General features: G+C 44.0%; 10 protein-coding genes. All 10 read right to left on the bottom strand.

What is annotated here, in order from left to right:
* The 10 genes from TCA2_RS26310 to TCA2_RS18550 are packed head-to-tail and all read right to left on the bottom strand — an operon-like array spanning window position 1 to window position 19,110.
* Window positions 1-1,149, bottom strand: a complete 1,149-nt coding sequence (locus tag TCA2_RS26310) for a discoidin domain-containing protein (RefSeq protein WP_052512192.1) — start codon at window positions 1,147-1,149, stop codon at window positions 1-3.
* Between the two features lies 1 nt (window position 1,150).
* Entirely contained in the window at window positions 1,151-2,653 is a 1,503-nt protein-coding gene (locus TCA2_RS26305; protein WP_052512190.1) for a discoidin domain-containing protein, read from the bottom strand.
* Window positions 2,654-2,668: 15 nt separating this feature from the next.
* Window positions 2,669-3,202 carry a hypothetical protein gene (locus TCA2_RS18585; RefSeq protein ID WP_047913108.1) on the bottom strand — a complete coding sequence of 178 codons (534 nt, stop codon included), beginning with the start codon at window positions 3,200-3,202 and terminating at the stop codon, window positions 2,669-2,671.
* 14 nt (window positions 3,203-3,216) lie between these two features.
* On the bottom strand, window positions 3,217-3,801 hold the full coding sequence (locus TCA2_RS18580) for a hypothetical protein (RefSeq protein WP_047913107.1): 585 nt from the start codon (window positions 3,799-3,801) through the stop codon (window positions 3,217-3,219).
* A gap of 51 nt (window positions 3,802-3,852) precedes the next feature.
* The gene (locus TCA2_RS18575) at window positions 3,853-4,701 is read right to left on the bottom strand and encodes a hypothetical protein (RefSeq protein ID WP_047913106.1); all 849 of its coding nucleotides are present in this window, start codon (window positions 4,699-4,701) and stop codon (window positions 3,853-3,855) included.
* A gap of 17 nt (window positions 4,702-4,718) precedes the next feature.
* Window positions 4,719-5,129, bottom strand: coding sequence for a hypothetical protein (locus TCA2_RS18570; protein WP_047913105.1), 411 nt, complete (start codon window positions 5,127-5,129; stop codon window positions 4,719-4,721).
* The gene (locus TCA2_RS18565) at window positions 5,116-5,469 is read right to left on the bottom strand and encodes a hypothetical protein (protein WP_047913104.1); all 354 of its coding nucleotides are present in this window, start codon (window positions 5,467-5,469) and stop codon (window positions 5,116-5,118) included. Before TCA2_RS18565 ends, TCA2_RS18570 begins: the two co-directional genes overlap by 14 nt.
* Window positions 5,470-5,473: 4 nt before the next feature.
* Complete coding sequence (locus TCA2_RS18560) at window positions 5,474-5,866, bottom strand: hypothetical protein (protein WP_047913103.1); 393 nt, start codon at window positions 5,864-5,866, stop codon at window positions 5,474-5,476.
* A gap of 13 nt (window positions 5,867-5,879) precedes the next feature.
* Window positions 5,880-12,317, bottom strand: coding sequence for an N-acetylglucosaminidase (locus tag TCA2_RS18555; protein WP_047913102.1), 6,438 nt, complete (start codon window positions 12,315-12,317; stop codon window positions 5,880-5,882).
* Window positions 12,318-12,327: 10 nt separating this feature from the next.
* Window positions 12,328-19,110 (bottom strand): hypothetical protein, encoded by a 6,783-nt coding sequence (locus TCA2_RS18550; RefSeq protein ID WP_047913101.1) that lies wholly within the window; start codon window positions 19,108-19,110, stop codon window positions 12,328-12,330.
* Window positions 19,111-19,122 lie beyond the last annotated feature (12 nt).

Below are 19,122 nucleotides of genomic sequence, written 5' to 3'. Positions count from 1 at the left end.
TTACACCTCCTTATATTCAAGCACTGGACGGAATCCAACTTGAATGTTGGCATTATCAGAACTATAAGTGTTATAGAAAGCGACCCCATTAGATCCGCCTCTTATAACTCTCCTAGCTGCTGATCCTGAGCTTATTCCGTCAGAACCGGTGTCTTGTGTCCATGTCATACATTCAGCAAAATGAAATATGTCATTTAACGTTTTACCTTCTTGTATTCGGCTCTCTGGATATTTTGTGATATAGCGATCCCATTCATTATTGGTCGGCCAAGCTCCCTGTGGTGGATTCTGTTCAGTTAAAGCTTTATTTCCTTCAGAATCCGCGAAGGCAACTCCACCTGTAAGTGTTCTAATTACTCCTGAGACTTCGAATAGCTGCATCTCTTGAATAGAGAGATATGTAGCATCTCCACTATTAGCAGACACATTAATTCGATATTTGGAATAAACCTTTTTATTTGCAAATGAGAAATTCATGAATGCATTGCTCGCCCACCCAATAATGCCAATTCGTTGATCGAGAATAACCCATCTTGACTCAGTTTCATCCCATGCTTCAAATGTCCAGTCTTTAGGGCTTCTTAATAGATTTGAAATTTGAGGACATACTGCGTATCCTGTAATAACCCTAGGCTCTGGAAAATCATATTGTAACCATCCGCCTATTGTTGAATTAGTCACCCAAGCATTGCCTGCATTCGAAATATTGCCATCAAAGGCTTTAAACGCGGGTTGTCCAACCCATTCACTGCTGGCACTTGCCAATCCACTAGGCACAGTATTACTGGTCATCACAGGGATATTATTTCCACTATTCCATGGAACCCCTTCTATATGCTTTGTTTTATTCAGATCATTCCAGCTTCCGGTTTGGCCTGTTAAGCAAATCCTATCCGCAATAAGGAGCCCCTTGGAGACTTTGATAAAATAAAAATATCCTATATGAGCATCGACACCATTTGATGAGTAAGTTAATCCAGTCAAAGGCATCTCTTTATTAATCCCGGCACCGTCATTTAATTCGTCAATTTTCCCTAAGTGATTAAATATTCTACTGGGGTTCACTTGTAATCCGCACTTAATATAATCCCCTATTTCCATTTCGGCCACTTTTGTTCTCAACAGACCTGTTGTTGCTGGCGCTGCCATATCACTTCACACTCACTTTCTCTATAGACTTAAATGCCGTCTTATCTATTATTGCAGAATAGATAGCTCCACCTTCTGTGACGGATTCTTGATTCATAGTTTCTGAATAAGAGGTTTTTAGTTGCAACTTTCCATCAGCAATTGTTTGATCATTGAGGGTGAATTTGTTTTGATCGCTAGACTGGTTGAAGTCAAAAGAGGTAGTTTCTCCTTGCGCTGCTCCAGCAGAGATGCTGGCTTTAAATTTTACAAACTTAGTTTGAGGCATCGTTGTAATTGGCTGATATGAATCGAAGTTTATCCCGTCTTCAGAGCCTGCAACTTGAATATCAACTTCACCTTTACCTTCAATGAGCTTTAATTCTCCGATGTTAGTATAGGAACTTCCGCCGTTGTTGTTAAAACAGTACACCCGGTAATGAGTATATGCTGTAGAATTATCTACCTTAAAGTCTCTGGAGACAAGATATGCCCAACCTGTTTGATTTTCTTGTTCATCAAGCACTATCCAATTCGTTCCATCGTTGCTAGCTTCAAAACGCCAACTTTTTGGAGCACGATGCATTTGGTCGTTTCGGGTTGTAACCATTCGATATTCATTAATAACAATCGGCTTTGTGAATCTGAATCCAAGCCATTGATTTGTTGTGCCTGCTCCTTGCCATCCCATTGCACTTTCAACCTGGTCAAATGCCTCAATGAGTGCAGCATTTCCAAAGTAAGATGAGCTTGCAATAATTGTCCCAACTTCATTAGATATTGCTGTCATTGGTGGTGTTGCAATTAATCCTTGTATGCCGACAACCTGCCTTATGGCTTCTAAAGTAGAAAGCCATCCTTCTCCAAGATCTGAGATTCCGGACTCCCAGCTTCCTTCTGTTACATAGGTGTTCTGAAAAGCTCTTTCATACATGTTTACACCTTTTACTGCAACATCGCCGCCGCCATTATATCCAACCATATCCGCCATCTTATAATAACGGTAGTAATTTTCATTTACGAAAAAATGTTCCTTGCTCGTCAATGAATTTTGCACACCGGAATAAAGAAGGTCGAAATTCACATTGTCATTCGAACCATATAAATTAAAGGATACCAAGGTAAACCTCCATTGACTCCAGCTATGCTGACTTCCATTTACCCACATTTTTTCTATTCTTTTTTGATTCCCTGCTCCTGCATCAAAAGTTAGAGTAAGCCCGTTAGCAAATTGAACAGAGGTAACTACTTGCCATCCTGGCTTATAGTCATCCCCAATTATCTCGCCAGCCTTTTTTAATCGAATAGCGCCTGCAATATATTCGGTCTTATCAAAAGTTCCCTCGGATAAGATTATGCTTTTTGAATTAACACCCTTAGCTTTTGCCGCTTGTGCTTCCAGCCAATCCAACCGTGCATCGACGGTTGGGAAATGGCTTTCAGCTTGCGGCGCAACAATGCTCTCACTTAGCTCTTTAATCTGATTCATTGCTTGAGTTGCTTTACCAAGTGAAATAATATCCATTGATGTCCACCGCCTTTATACGATTGTGGTAGTTGTTGAAATGCCTGTGATGTTTCCAGTGGCAGAATCATAAGTGTAAATCTTCTTGATCGTCACGTTCTTGCCTTCCGGATCCGTATACTTTTTCTCCGAATAATTCAAGATGCCGTTAGCAGCATCCGTATAGACATAATCAATCGTGAAAGCTACATCGCCTGTGACGGTATGCTTATTTACGTTACCGCTTGTATCATAACTGAATACCTCATTGAAATTACCGTATTCACCAAGCATATTAATCTTTGTCTTTAGGTCTTGAACGTCAGCTGCACCTGCAGTTAAATCTTCGATACGCTCTATGACGTTCTTTCCGGTAGACTCTTTATCATCGACCAGGGCTTGAATTAAAGCTTGGTAGGAATCATCCAATCTCTCGACTGTAATATCCAATCCAAGTTCTTCAATCTTTGCCGCAAGGGTTTCTTTACCGAAACGAGAGTTCTCAATATCCACCAGAAGCTGTCGAATCTCAAACGCCAGGTCTTCTCGTAATATTTTAGTAGTTGCCATTGCTTATTCCCTCCTTATGCGTTCACATATAGTAAGTCGTAGTTCACAAGAATTTTGGCATTTATCGGCGGCGCCTCTACCATAGTGATCTTGTTTCCTTCGATCACATAATCCTCTTCTTCCCCGCGGTCACGCAGTATGCCGTTTAAAAACACCAGCTCTGTATTGCCTCTTGGCGTTCGGCTCAAGAAAAATATCTTGTTCACTCCATCTATGACGCCGATTGGTTTCTCACGATAGGCATGGAAATGATCGACTACATATGCAACACCCTGCCCTTTGCCTGCCATGCGAAGCTCGACAATATCACCGTCTACAAGTGGCTCTAGGAATCGTATCTTTTTTTGATCAAATTCAACGTAGTCACCATTGAATAGTACAGGGTCAACAGTAGGGACTGCCTTTTGACCATTGAGGAAGACAAGCAACTCTCCATCGCCAGGCTGATATGGCTTGCCTACGGGAATATCTTTCTGTCCTGATTGGGGCGTAACAAACTCATAATATGGTTTTCCAATCCCATTTAACTGCTCAGCTAAGCTGCTCTGTTCCGGATCTTGCGACCGGACCTGCTCTACACGAATGCGATGGATCGCCATGTGTATTCCACCTTTCTGTTTAGTTTAGTACATTATACCGAACCAAACAACCTATTCTATTACGATGTCTATCGGTGTTAATAGCTCATCTTCTAGGATGCTTTGATTCGTAAGCAAAGCAGGTTCATCATTCAGGTAAAACTTCTGAACTGTGAAGTCTGCCACTTTTCTGTCAATGTCCATCACCTGCTGAACAAAATCGTTATAAACAAATCCTTGGCCTAGATCGAAATTGCCAAAGTATTTAATCAATTCGCCTCTAAGACTGATTCGAATTTGCTCTCGTTCAGATGTAGTTGCTAGATCGCTAAAGCTAATTTGCAGCCTTAACTCCAAGTTAACCGATGCAGGGAAAACTATGTTAGGTCGAATGCCAAAACACTTTGTCTTATCAATTGCATCCTCTACACCGGCCATGATCTGAGATAAGCTAAATCCATATTGCGGGATAATCGTAAAGCTAAAGCTTCCTGTGCCATGTGTGTATTCTTTTCCGATGCAGTCGGCCACTCCCGGCACTGTCAGGATAATTAAGCGAAGTGCCGCATAGTTTCCCGAAGCTGCAACAAGCACTTGCTGAGATATCTCATACCGGTACGTCTCTTTATCAAGTGGAGCTGTGGTTATTGAGCCATCACTGTTTACCGTCTCAACCATTCGACGAGGATAACTGAATAATGCACCGATCAGATCAAGATACTCATCGTCTGCTTTGCTGAGAAAGCCCATATTTAACGTTTCTTCTGCAAAGTCGTACAGGTTAGGAAACTCATCCTTCATGGACTCCAATAAGGATCTTGCAATAGCTCCCGGCTTGTAGTTCGTTATCGGCGTATTTCTTGATAGAATTGTCATTGCATCTGAAAGAATTTCATTTGCAGTACGCTTAATTAACGCCATTTTTCTTTTTCACCTCCTTACAGATTGGTGCTTTGATTCACAACGATCGGCGTATCTTCGCCAGCATCCACGAAGCAAAAGAAGTCGATAGTGTAGATATCAATCGGCACCGCCCTAACCTCGACATCTCCTGCGGCAAATCTGCCGTCATAAGTTAATGTCTGCAATAGCTGTGAGACGCCCTGATTCGCCGTATCCCGTGTGTTCGGTTCTCCTTCCAGCAGTTCTAGGTCTCCGCCTATCTGCGGGTGAGAACGCCAATCTCCAGTCTGTGTACGTGCGCGATTGCTAATGTCCTGACGTGCAGATTCATAGTCGGATGTCATAAGCAGATCGACTAAGCCGTCTGTATCAGGCTGACCGGCTATAAGATCGCCATCTATACCTTCTCCGTAAAAAGAGATATCCTTCTCGTTATACTTGGCCATTATTATTCCCGCCTATCATGTTCAGAATCTCTTCATATTCATCATTAATCGGATTAAATTCCTGCGCTCCGCTAACCACTTTAAAATCATCCGTAAACATCCGAATCTTGGGAGCATATAATCCGAAGGTCATGGTTGAAGGATCAAGCCTGAACCCGAGATTGTAATACGAAAAACCCTCTAAAACACCACTGTCCCGCGCCAGAATACCGGCGCCGGACGTGTCATTAATGATACCTACATCTGCATTTTTAGCATGTGATGACTGCTCAACCATTTCATCAATGTTCTGATCGCTACTCATCATAAGCTCTTCTAACTTTATCATCCAATTTTGCAATGCATTACACCCCCAAACTACCAAAGAAGTCAGATACACGGAACTTGAGATTGTTCCAGAAGAGATCAAGTTGTCCTGGTTCTCGATAGTAAGCTGTGACAATCGGCTGCTTACGATCGCCATTTATAAATTGAACCCATACTCTGTCATTCTTTTCAAGTCCTTTGTCAATAACCCCCTGAGAATACACGAAGCATGGTACTCCATAATATTTAATCGTCCGACTTCCGTTAGGCACATCAATATCAACGGTGTGTCTGAGCTCTTTTGAGATACTTGAAGCATTCGGATAATACTCTGTTACGTAGCCGATCAGCCCCGAAGTGCTCTTATCAAGAGCACTTTCAGTTCCCTGCTGGCTAATTCTTCGGCTGACATTCCCCTGTTCCATTGGCATCGCTTGTCACTCCTTAATTCGAACGCGGATATGATAAATGTAAATGGTTGTAATGATCGTTCCGCTGCTGAATAGTTACGTTTGGATACTTCGATTTCATTTCGGCTATGACATCCACATCTCCATGAATGACACCACCGAATCCGACTTGAATGGCAAGCTCGCAAAGAATCCTTAGATTCTCTTTATCCTTGCTGCCTTTAGCAAATCGAACCTTTCCACCGATGTATCCTGCATTTGGCGTATCAATGTCTACGCCGTATCCGGTGCCGTGCCAGTTCTTATCTCCCTCGCGGAATGCACTTGTAATGCAGATCGTCTCTCCGGTCTTTTGCTTATATGCTTTCCCTAATGCTTCAAGAAGATCGTAACTGGCTTGACGGATATAAGGTGAGGAAGTCACCATGGTTAGTTTCATATACGTCAGCGGTTGCTTCTTAATATTGATACAAGCAGCTGCGGCTTCAGAAGATGATTTCAATCGATACTTCGCTTTCCCTTCATTTCCGTATACGACCGGCTTTTCTCCCTTAGTCTGTGCTCCATTCATAACGGAAGGGGCTTGAAAGTTCGGGTCATAGGATGCGATCTTCGCCATGACACCTGCAATACCTTTAGCCCAATTCTTGTCCGTAGCATATTTGATGTTCATACCCTCAAGTGTTGGACCATTATAGTACTTACCGCCAGGCGTCAGATAATTATCTTTAATCTTATTGGCTGCATAATTTACGCAATCGGCAGGACTTGCAAAGGTGTATGCACTCTCGTAAGGACTACTGTCATAAGCACCGTAACCGAATAGATTGTTCTTATCTCTAAATATTCGTGATGTACCCCAGCCCGTCTCCCATGCCGCGTGTGCCGCAAGGTAGAGAGCATTGATTACTCGCCCGCCTTCATTCGGGGTACCAATCACTTCTGCAAGCGGTGATGGAGCTGCGGGAATCCTGCTTTCCAGATCAACGAAAACTTTACCGAGTCCAGCTAGTTTTCCTTTTCCAGCAAAAGCTTTATCAATTGCCTCAGCAGATATTCCGCTTGGCTTGTTTAAATCTAGTGTTTCAAAACTTGTTCCGTCCGCATTGCTAGCTGAGCCGAAGGCATTCTGCAAATCCTGCATCGTCAGTAGACTGGATTCTTCCTCCGGATAAGATGCGCCTCTTTCATTTTCTTCATCGTTCTCGGCAATCTGTCCCTCCATAGCGGCACTGGCTTCCTGCCTGTCGATCTCGTATTGATCAGCAATCTCTTGATTAAATAAGACCGGCTTCCGATGAGCTTCGAAGAAGTTTTTGGCGAACATGTTCATATCAATTTGATTACTGCTTGATCCAGAATCGAGCGCCATGTTATACATATCATCCATGCTTCCAGCATCTACTGCACCATAGCGGCTTACATCTGCACCAAGGAATCCAAGTAAGACGGATCCTACAGGGCCTGTAAGAATCCTTTGCCATGTATCCGGGGAGTCTCCAATGACTGAGCCTTGGTGTCCATTGATTCCGGCTGAGAACTCAACCCCTTCTTTTCGAAGAGTCGCAATAATGACTGCCTGCCGAGTAAACAAGAAGCGCTCGACCCATTCAGAGATACCTCTGGTGATTACTTCGGTTATTGCAAACTCGACTGCGAATCCAATCCATCCAACCGGACCGAGTGCCGCAGCACCGATACCGAGGATGCCCTGAATACCCCTGCGCCCCCACCTGGCTCCTTTACCAAGGAACTTGGCAGAAGAGAATATCGCTTCGGACGCAACATTCTTCAGCTTAGCAATTTTATTTAAGTCAACTCTATCATATCGCAGAAACCGTCGATTAGACAAAGCGCCGTCCAGCTTATCAAAGAGGTTCTGACCATCCTTAAAGGTGAAGCCTTCGATTTTCGACATTAATGCTTTTAATAGTCCGCTTTTTTCCCATCTCTTTTTCATTTGAGAAGATACTGGATGGTATTCACGGACTTCGCCTGTGATCGGATCAACTTCGTAGATCGGACCTGATCCGCCTTTGTACTCTGTCGTCTTTCCGCTATTGATTACATCCGTTGCTTTTTTATAGAGGGAAGATGCTTTGCTCTTCATCCAACTGGAATCCCACTTGCCCATCATGGCATTATACCGGCGCTTTGTGGACGCCCATAGTGCATTCATGATTGGCATGGTGCCTTGGTAGCCCCGGTTTCTCATCATGTTTCTCAATAAGATAAGTGTGAATGCTTGTAGGGCTGCTGATCCTGCTGTAATCCATAGTCTTGTCATCTTCGTATCCGAATTAACTACACACGCATCTGGTTTGATCATCGTGATGTATCCGACATCAAAGTTCATGATGTGGGTGACTTCTCTCACTTCAAGCGGACCACTCATATCTGTATAAGTGTCATATAGATAAATTTGATCATGAGGCTTGGTAGATGGATCGCCCATCACTGTGAGATATCCGTCATACATTTCTTTGACCATATCCCGTAGGCCGGCTGCTGCAATACGAATTGCCGTGTACTCATCGAAGTACCACTTGAACGGCTTGTTTAGGAAGTGACCGATCAGAGGAATATTCTCAATCAATCGAACGCCTTGAAGGTTGAGCTGAGTGTCGATCTGAACCGTGCGCTGTTTCTCTGGCCAGATGTTTGTATCCACATAAATGAAGTCGGTTGTATCCATCTTGCCTTCATCGTAGTAGACGCCTTGCGCCACTGTATACATATTCTCATCCGTAGCCGTGATGCCGTTATCAATGATACTTGTCCAGCTGTCATATATATGAACCTGGCGGAATGGCTTACGAAGGATCTGGATTCCTTCAAAGTCGGATTCATCCTCAGACAATTTGAATTTGAAAGGATTAAATCCGTAGTCGCTCTCAGCAGCATTGATTCCCTCTTCTGAAGGAACGAGCAAATACTCATATCCAACAGGGAAGTATGGCTTACCATGGAAGATGGTATTCCGGAAATCAAATGGATGTACTGCTACGATAAAGTCTTCTCCAACGGACGCAGTGATATTAAGGACATCCCATACGGTTTTGTCGTATAGATTAATGTTAATCCCTGTCTCATCGCTATTGCCTATTCCAAAGAAATCTCCGAGCTTGCTCCAGAAGCCGTTCTGCTCTTGCTTGTACTTCCCTGTAGTCTCGTAGATATTCATGGTGATCTCATTCTGTGGACGATTTGCCAGTTCCCACCGCCAGAAATAGTTAATCGGTTTTCCCGGCATCCCAAAGTGCATGATGCCAAGGGAATGCTGTGCATAGGCAGCGTTACTTAATCTATTCGCATAAAAGTTCATTAGCGCGCCTTGGTTGTCCGTAAGCAAGGAGTCGATGATTTCTGTCGGTTCCTGCGTACTGTAGATGAACCCTCTGGTCTGCTCGTCTGGTTTTGCCTTCAGCTTATTCGTCAGCTCGATCCCGTCATCCTGAGCCACGATGGTAACGGTATCCCCATCGTTCTGTACCTGTGTAACCACGCCATTCATCATCGTTGGCATATTCATTGGATTACTTCCATATCCCATGCGGAAGTGAATGCGGGCGCCTGTGCGTAGGTACATGGATTTATACCAAGAGGTATCCGAATATCGAGAGTTCCCCATCAAGTCTTCTGTACGCCCGATCCCGATCCGATTGCTCTCTGCTTCCCTAGCAGCATTACCAGGAATGAATAGCGCCTGCATGAGGTCACCTGTGCTGGTATGCGTCAAGTCTGTTGATTTAATCGCATCCGTCAGCTTGCCGAATACATTGGCCATCTCCATAACGAGTGTACTGGAAGCTAGCTTCCGACTATTCGTATAGGTGATATCCGTTACTGCTCGGTACCCGAAGAATTGGTCAGACATCTTAACGGCACCCATGAATTGCCCTTCATCAATAAACATTAGGAAAAACGTAGGAAAAGCACGTATCAAGCGGCCTCTGCGATCATACTTAATCGTATCGTGATACATCTCTCTGAGCGTTGTCTGATCATCCATAAAGTCACTTTCGTCCAGAATCTTTTCCTTAAAGGTTGGCTCTGCACTATTCATGCTAACGGACTTATAATCTGCAACTGGCAGCTTAGAGTAATCTGCATCGATCGTGGAGCTCACCTGCAGGGCTTCAATATTCTTCAAGATCTTTTTAATGAGAGCTGTTACGTTTGCCGGCATCTTCTTGTTGGAGCTGGCCAGCAAGTTGTATTCACGAGCATAGCCTAAATAGGAACACAACGCATTCACCCATTTAGTTCTGGCTTTATCTGTAAGACCAAATGCTGCTGCAACATTATCATTTGGCGCTTTAACCGAAGCCCGTTCCAAATAATACTTAAGGGAAGCGATCCCTTGCTCCACATTATATTCGATGTTGTTGGCTAGACCGTTCGGCTCGCCCATCACAGGACTCACTCTCATGACGCCGATATACTTCGCATTACGCAAGTAATTCGTATCCTTGAAATATTTCATTTCCTGATTCATCATGATTGGAGTATTGGTGGCTGTTACAGTGATGCCGCCAAGGTCTTTGTTAGCCCCTTCGCCCACATAGTAGAACTGTCGGAGCTTCGTATCGAATGATTTAGCCAGAGCTACACAAAGTCTTTGATCAAGCCCTTGATCCTTGGCTTTCTTCCGGATGATTGTCTCCACATCGGTTGTTGACATGTTTGCCGTATCGGTAGAGTCTGGAGCAGCTGTCATGGCGCTTGCATTCTTGATTAGCAACTTCTCCCGCTCGATTGCAGCTGCCGTATTATCATCTGGCGTAATCGCATTGCCTTTCACTTCACCTTTACCGCCCATATAGTCCCTTACCTCGGCAGTCATTTCCCCTTCATCAAAGAGCTTTCCTACCTGCTCTCCAAAGTCAACAGGGTCTGAATAGATGAGGAAGAAATCAGGATCTACATAGATGCCGTCATTCAGGTTCCTGATCTCAAATCCCGCGTCCGCTACTTGAGCATACGTGGGTAATTCAAGGTCGGGATATACTTCTACACCCTTCATCATCTCTTTAACCTGTTGGTCATAGACGGCTTTCTTTCTTACATCCAAGCTCATGAATCCACCGAAAGGATCTTCTCTCAGCCATGGCTTATCATCCAGATTCCACCAAGCTCTGTCGGCCCATCCGATCTGCCAATCTACCCCTTTAGACAGCCATTCAGTTTCAGCAATACGCCGCTGTGCCCGATTGTACGAACTCATTGTCAGCGTAATTCTGTGAGCACCTGGTTGCCCTTCAACTGTAGTGGTTTGAAGGTCTTCGATGATCATATATCGTGCACCGAATAAGCGGGCGATTTGGTGATCGAACTGAATGAATCCATTGGACACTTCACGATGATATTCCCGTGCCAGATAGTTTGTTCTCTGAACAAGTGAAGTTATTGCGCCCAAAGCCTCGTCATCTTCAGCAAAGAACTGAAGAACGAAGAGGGTGTCTTGAGAGCCTAGATACTGATGCGTTGGAGATTCGTGCATCTGCAGCTGAAGTGGCGTAATGACATTTTCATATCCTACACTCACATGCTCCATAGTTAAACCAGGGATATCCCAGTTCTCCATGAAGATGTTCATCTCGCTAATGACTTTGTCTTTCTCCCGATCCCCTCGATACATCTCACCAATAATATCTCTAAAAAGCTCTTCATCTTTTTCGTCCCTGAATGATCCCTCCCATACAGGCAAGCCGTCTTCGTCATAGCTGACAGCTTCGCTTGTGCGTTTAGGCATCGGGACGCCATCGATCCATTCATAGTCGCCTTCGCTGAAACCGGACTGATCCATGTCTTCTTGATAAGCATGAATGAGCTTGTTCCGACTCTTTCTCCATTTACGGATGAATTGAAGGTCCTCTTCAGAAGCAACTTTGAAAATATACTCGTTATTCAAGTCAGTCTGAAGCGGCTCGTAATAGATGATAAGATTGGCTGGGTCTGGCTTTAGATTGCGTTGGTAATGCCAACGAAATAATGGCCAGTTAAACATTTCGTCAAACGTTCGCTCTGAATCATCCATGATATAAGCGAATGGATTAAAGGCGTACATTGTAATCTGCGCCTCTAATGAGTGAGGGAACCCAGCCACGGATTGTACGTTAACACTTGCAATAGTAACAGCATCAATCTTGTACGTGTTATTTAGTAAGATATTCTCGATCGGCAGGAAGGGGCATTTTCGAACCTGTGCCAGTAGTGGACGAAGTTCGTTATTGATACTAACAATATCCGGAAAGAATAAAGTTAGCGTAATGACTTGATCGGAATATCCGCTTCCTTTTACAAAGCTTCCCCTGCCGCGCAATACATTAATTTTTTCTTGTCTCATTCGCCGCTGAACATTAATAGCAGTCGGGGGAACATAAAACTGTGTATCCCCCAACCGCAAGAAATGGTCACGCAGGCTGCCATAGAGGGCGTCTCTATCGTCATAACCTAGCGTTGTTGCCATGCTTAGCCTCCTATGAATATTCCTCCACTTTATCCCTGTACCAGTTTCGAGTCAGCCTGTTCGTATTATCTGTATGGTTAACATTCATGTTGACCTTGCCACCTTGATAATTGGACTGTTGCATCCCTTGGTTAACCATGCGGGAGAAGTTTTGGGTATTCTGATTGTTGCCTTTTGCCGACACTTGAATATTTGCTCCGCCCGAAGGAAGAGTGGAATAATCAAGCTCTGGCATAGCGGGTGCCGGAACGCCTCCGCCGTAGTTTGGAGCTTCATCTGCTGCACCCACTATTGGCGAATTGTAATGCGTTACAGGTTCGCTATCACTAAGTGTATTGTAACCTATAAGGCCTGCAAGCGCTAGGGCTGAGCCTCCTAGAATCATTTTATTTCTGCCACCGTGAGGGCCATTAAAAACAGATTCCATCGCACTCTTTACCGCTTCGTTTGCACGCATGCCTAGCATACCGCCAGTCATATCTTCGAATGTTTCTGAGAATACGCCAGCTATTCCTCCTGGACGCTTTGTCGCTTTCTCAAATATGCCAGGGTCGTTAGGTTCCACTCTGAATCCGGAATCCGACATGTCGAACTCTGGATTCTCGATACCGGCCAATCTTCGGATAAGTCCAAGCCCAGCATTAGAACTTCCGCTTTCATCATTGATAGCATCGACAATACCGCTGACACCGACACGATCTACACTGACACCCGTGCTTGTCCCGAATTTCTTGTAAGGACTGCTAAGGCCTCCATCTTGTCCGTGGATCTTCTGGAGTTCACGAATTGCAGTCTCATGTCCTGTCGTTTGACTTTCACCATCTAAGAAGAATTGCCTGTCGAACTCGTAAACCTTTTTCCAGTCGGAATCAGTTCTAGCGCGGTACAGGCTATTAATGAAGTCCATCGCACTGTCAATCTCTTCGGCACCGTGCTTGGATGAGATCAGTTTCTGCTCTAAGTCTTGTCCGAAGTCATAAATGGCTTGCCGTGCAGTCTCATTGTGGCCAAGGTAGGTCTTGGCTTGCTGACGCATGGCGTAGTTAAGGTTGGAAGCATGACCGATTACCATCTTACCTGATTTCGCTGTAAGCTCGGAGCGATCGTTCGCTGCAAACTGCGTGAACTCACCGTCACTACTCAAATTCGGAAGGTCGAAATTTCGAGCCCCTTCATCACCAGAAAACTTATTAATCAGCTTATCCATTCTTTCTGTACGCTGCTTCTGCTGTTCATTGTAAATCCTGCCCCACTCAGCCTGTATCTTTTCATCGCTCAGCGCCACTATGTTATCGTAGTCGCCGTCAGAATCGGCTTTCATTAGGGATGCTGTCAACGCAGTTACGTGAAACTCTCCTGGTCGCACATTCTCATCCATCATGAGCTGAGTGATCTGCATTGCATTATCATGGAACGTAGGATAGCGGACATTCATTGTATAGAAAGGCTTATTTGGATCGCTTAATTTTTCATAGATGCCCATCTTTCTTGCATCTTCTGGAGAGATATATGTTCTTTCGCCGTCCATCGCATCTGAAGTTCTCGGATCAATCAGCTTAAAGATACCGGTACCGGACTCATTCATGTTGGTCTTGAATACGCTGCTGTACGTCTGTCCTTTTGAAGACGTCACGTCTTTAGTCAGTCGTTTAACGTAGTCATCAATAGATCTTTGCAAGGATCCATGAGCTTCTATAGCCTCCTTGTAATTTGTAACCCCATCGTTCTTCCCGATCCTTGCAGCTCGCTCATAGATTTTGGCGATATTCTTTTGAAGCTCTCTGAAATGAATATCTCCACCTTTTCCTTCTTGAGCTGTAAATGGAATAAAGATTTTATCAATAGCTTTCCTTTTTTCAGAACCAGCCCCTCTGCCCACAACCTTGTCAATGTAGGTGTATTCCAAGTCGCCAACCTTCGGAAGCTCTAACCAGTACCCCTGCTCATTTAATCCTTCCCCAAGCATTTGAGACACATGAGATCGGTCAAATATAGTTCCCATGAGCGAATGCTCATTCTTTCCATACTTGCTCGTAGGAAGGCTTTTGAAATCATTTATGGTTAAAGAAGGACCTTCAATGGATTCGGGATTCGCAATAGCGCCAAGAGCTGCTATCATATTTCTGGATTCCTGCGCGCGATAGTTTGCTTGGTTTGTCTCAAGCATCCGGCCATACATGTACTCTTTTGTAGCCTCTGCCCCCATGTTATCCAGGACCCCGTATTCACGATGCCCCCACGTAACACCTTTTATGGCGTTCTCTCCACCTGCATAGATTGGATCGTCACCTCTAAACCCAATAACAACTCTGCCTGTGCTATCAGTCATTCGAGAATAATTCTCTACTTGAGAAGCCCTAACTTCCTGAATAGCAGTCGTTAAGCCTGTGCTAGTCTTGTTATTCAAATTAATATCTGAATGAGCAAAGAGCTTATCAAAGGCGTCTGTCTGAATATCCTTGTTCGAATTAACTAGGAATCGATCCTCATTCCAATTTAGTCCAATGCCAGATTCCTCTACAGCTCTGATTGCACGTTGCTGTTGTTCTGGAGACATGCCTTGAATATGGTCTGCTAGAAGTTTGGCCTGACCTGTCATCATAGCGCCAAAGTCTTTATGCTTTTCTACATCAGGATTATAGATAGCTGTGATATCATCTGATCCTGTAAGATATCTCATTAGCTCTCTTGAGACTGTAGTGTCGGTTGTTTTTTCTCCTTCGATCATGAATTTGAACGGCTGGTCTTCAGTATGAATCCCGATTCTATTCTCATCATAATCCGTGAAGATTGTTCCTGTTTTATTTCCGTCATAGAAGACTTTCTCTTCAACGCCAGACACCGTTCTTATGCCGAGCAGATCCCCTGGATTCACCGTTGTTCTTAAATGGCCATCTTCGTAGAAAGTACTATTCCAGGTAAAGGAGTCACCCTTGTCGATAAAGGTGTGATTATCCACTTTGTATGCGTCCATGATTTCTTTAGTAAAGATAGCCTGTTGCTCGTATAATCTAGCTTTCGCCATGGAATTAGATAGCTGATCTTTAATGCGCTGACTTACACTACTATCAGCAAGAAGCTGTTCCACTCGATCGTCAAGCTGAGCTTGCGACATATAGGCAACTTTCATGTTAACGCCTCGCTGTGCAGGATTCGCATTGTTCCGTTCTTCCATGGCCGCTGTTGTAACAAGGCTATCGAAGTATGAAGGCTTTATGCCAGCTTCAAGAAGTCCTTGCCTTGTCTTCTCATTAACGTTGTAGCTGTTAAACCACTGGACAGCATTATCCCGACCGTTAAAGCTGTACGCTCCAAGTGGATGATAATCCTGAATGTTCTTGAAAGACCATATCCCTCTTGAAACATTTTCAGATTTTACGCTGCCGGCATAAAGATTTAGCCCCTTGCTTTCCGCCCACTGGTCAACTTCTTTGATCATTTCATAAGCTTTACTAGGAGAAAGATCATCAAACGTTGCATGTCGTATATTACTTCCATGCTGTAGGGCTTTTCCCAGCCAGTCTTCCCGTATATCTCTATCAAGATCAATACGTCCTTGTTCATGCCATTCTTGAATCATAGCTGGAGCCAGACTGACGTGAGATTGCTTTAAGAAGTCAGAGTCATTATTTGCCCAATAATAACCATCGTTTTGAGATAGGATATTGCGCTTGATTCCAGACAGGGATTCAATCTCACCCCGCAAAGCCCTCTTACTCATCAAGTCCGCTTCTTCATACTCATCATTTCTAATGGCATTTAGAATGTTACGCATTTCAAAAGAATCGGTATATCCTCTTGCGATCATTTCTGCAGAAGAGATAGTTTTAGTGCTTCCTCCTTCATTGACTAGAAAAGATCGAGCGTTGAGTACTTGGTTGCCAATAACATGGGTTCCGTTCTGCTGGATCAATGGAACAATGATTTCGGATGCTTTACTATGCGATTCGCCGGCAAGAAACTTTTCCATGACACTTGCGCTGTTTTCGCTCTTAAAGATCTGAATCCGTGCCTGAGTCCCTTCTTGATTCACTGAAAGATTGTACTGAAGCCCATGCATCCCCATTTTGTCCGCTGCCGTTTTGTAGCTTTCCAGAATGTGATTGATAGCCGAATAGTTGTTGCTTCTCAGTCCAGATGCATGCTCTACACCATCAAGCCGTGAAAAGACGTTGATTGCACTCTCGTCCATTTTCACCCGCTGGTTTGCAATCCCTTGCTGTAGAATAAAACCCTGAACTCCATTGGTCTTCTTGATAGCAGACTGAATCATTTCTTGGTTAACAGCTGCGCTTACTTGCTGCATCTCAGCTCTACGACCTACGGATTTAATTTTGAGATTCTGCTGCATGATATCATGGTTATCCATCAGATCTTGGACCATCATATTAATGCTGTCATTAATAGCGAAGCTTCGATTAAATTCGTGGAACTTGTTGGCCACTTTTCTATTGATAACGTTACTCTCTTGAAGTGAAGTAATCAGATTTCCAAGACGTTCTTTTCTGAGATCAATACCATCTTCCGGTTTCCCGATCTGGCGATAGATTGCATTACGAGCACTTGCAACCGTTTCGAAGTTTAGGTATCTCTGCTCTTTTCTAGCTGTGCTTCGATCCGTATAATGTATGCCTCTTTGCTCAAAGGGCTGTGTTGCACGTTCGGTAGTATCTCCACCAATTCTTCCATTCACTTCTTGGTTATATAACCTCCAAGCAATATCCCGCTGTTGCCTGGTTCGCTTTACTTCTTTATCACTCATGTCTGGATTGATTGGGAATTGCTCCTCGATCGCTTCAATGGCTTTACTGTAATGAGGAAGCTCATCCACAAGCCGTGGAGCCATTCGGAAGAATAGGCGCTGCTCTGCCTCATTTAATTTACCTCCCGGCAAACTATTGAAGTCCATGCGATCCATCATCTCTTCGTGAGTAATCCGGCTATCCATCAAGCGCTGGCGAACTTCATCGGCATCATCCTCAATGCTATCTATTACATTTTGGATATGTCCGCCCTTGCCTTCTAAGCGCTCGCGGTAAACTGATGCATTACCATACATACGCTTTGCAGCTTCAAATCCTCGAGTGGTTGAGTTTCCACCGGCACCCGAAAGAGATGTTAAACTTTCGTATCTTCGTCTAGCCAAGTCCCTTTCCTTCTGGATACGAATCTCACGTTGCATGCCTTTTGTAAGGCCATTCCAGTAGTAGAATTTTTGTTGGACAAAATTTTCGATTTGCTGAATGGCATCATCACCCTCACGAATGATAAATGAGGTGGCCTTCGTATCTGGATTATATAAGTCGAGCGCTAATCGATTTGTCTTTAAAGTACCGTCTTCATTATAATCTGAGATATTCCGCAATCCCTGCACTTCATAGAAGGACTTACTGTTGACGGCCATACGATTAAAGTCGGGCTCATCTGCCACAAAGGATCCGTCTTCCAATCTTGCTTGAAAATCAAACTCGCCATTGCCGTAAGCCATTGCTCCGCCAACTGAAAATAGGCGATCCCCTCTTCTAAGCTGCCGATCACTCCAACTGAGCTGAGTGGGATGATAATTGAACCCAAAAGTGTCGATGCCCGGCAGTGTTTTTGCATTTTCTATTGTTTGATTGACGCCGTTAAACATTTTGGAGAAAACTCCGCCTAGACCTTCTTCACCAATATCATGAGCGGCATTATGGGCGGCGCCCTGATCAAACCCAAAAGTTCTACGCAGTTCTTGTAGTGTGCCTAGACCTCCCATTGCTGGTTTAGACTCGAATGATCTGCCGAAGCTTGTATGCAGCCCCTTCATATTCGGATAGGATGATTGAATGACTCTCAAGAAGTCGATATGCTTCTTCGGTCCCAATATGGGCTCTCCTATCTTTTTACTCCATTGCTCCAATGCAGGTATATCAAAATTGGTACCATTGTGAGATAAAAAGTACTTGTAACGATTGTCGTGAAGGAATTTATTATACCGGTTAATAACTCCTAGATGATCTTTCTCTCCGTTAGCCTGTAGATCGTTAAATCCTTGATTGATATGACGAAGATAAAATTCAAAATTCTGAATAAACTTCAAGTCATCAATTGTTCCGTCTGTGCGAAGAATCTGATTCACGACTTGGTTGTGACTGATATTTGTTATTCCTCGGTTTGTCTGCAGGATGGCACCCGAAACACCGCCCTCGTTTGAAGTAGAATACCGCATCAAGTCGATAACGGAGCGCTGCTCAGAAGAAGTCATTTTTCGGAAACTGTATGGATCTGTTTTAATCTTCTTTATCAGACCTTTCATTTCTGTTGCTGACTTATTATCTAGGGCAAGCAACGCATTAAAAACGCTCTTTGAGTTGGATTTATAAGTCCCGTCTGCCTGCCTACTAAAGCTTTGAGCTGCAATCTCAGTTACTCCAAATCCTGATCCATTGTTTTTAGATCGATCACCCATGGTCTCAATATCGAAAGCAATATAGGAATTATGTTTACTGCTTGGGTCCTTAGCTCTTTGTGCAAACTCCTGAAATACATCGATGGCGCTTCGAGCTTGATTATTATTGGCAGTGTAAAGCTCTGGCATTACTTTGTACCGCCCCTGACCAATGATTGATCTTGCCGATAGCTGTGATCCATTAATCTTTTCTAACAGTTCATTTACTTTCCCTTGCCGACTATCTCTTTTTGCATAGTTTGGGCTTGTAACAGGATTAAATGCGGTGACTGGAACCCAGGTGCCGCGGCTGTTTGGAGCAACCGCCTGGAACCCTTCGGCCATCAATATCTCTTCAATTCCCGACATTGGTTCACTTCC

Origin of the sequence: Paenibacillus sp. TCA20 (assembly GCF_000732325.1) — a bacterium.
GTDB classification, from domain to species: domain Bacteria; phylum Bacillota; class Bacilli; order Paenibacillales; family Paenibacillaceae; genus Paenibacillus; species Paenibacillus urinalis.
This window is presented reverse-complemented; position numbering and strand designations above follow the sequence as displayed.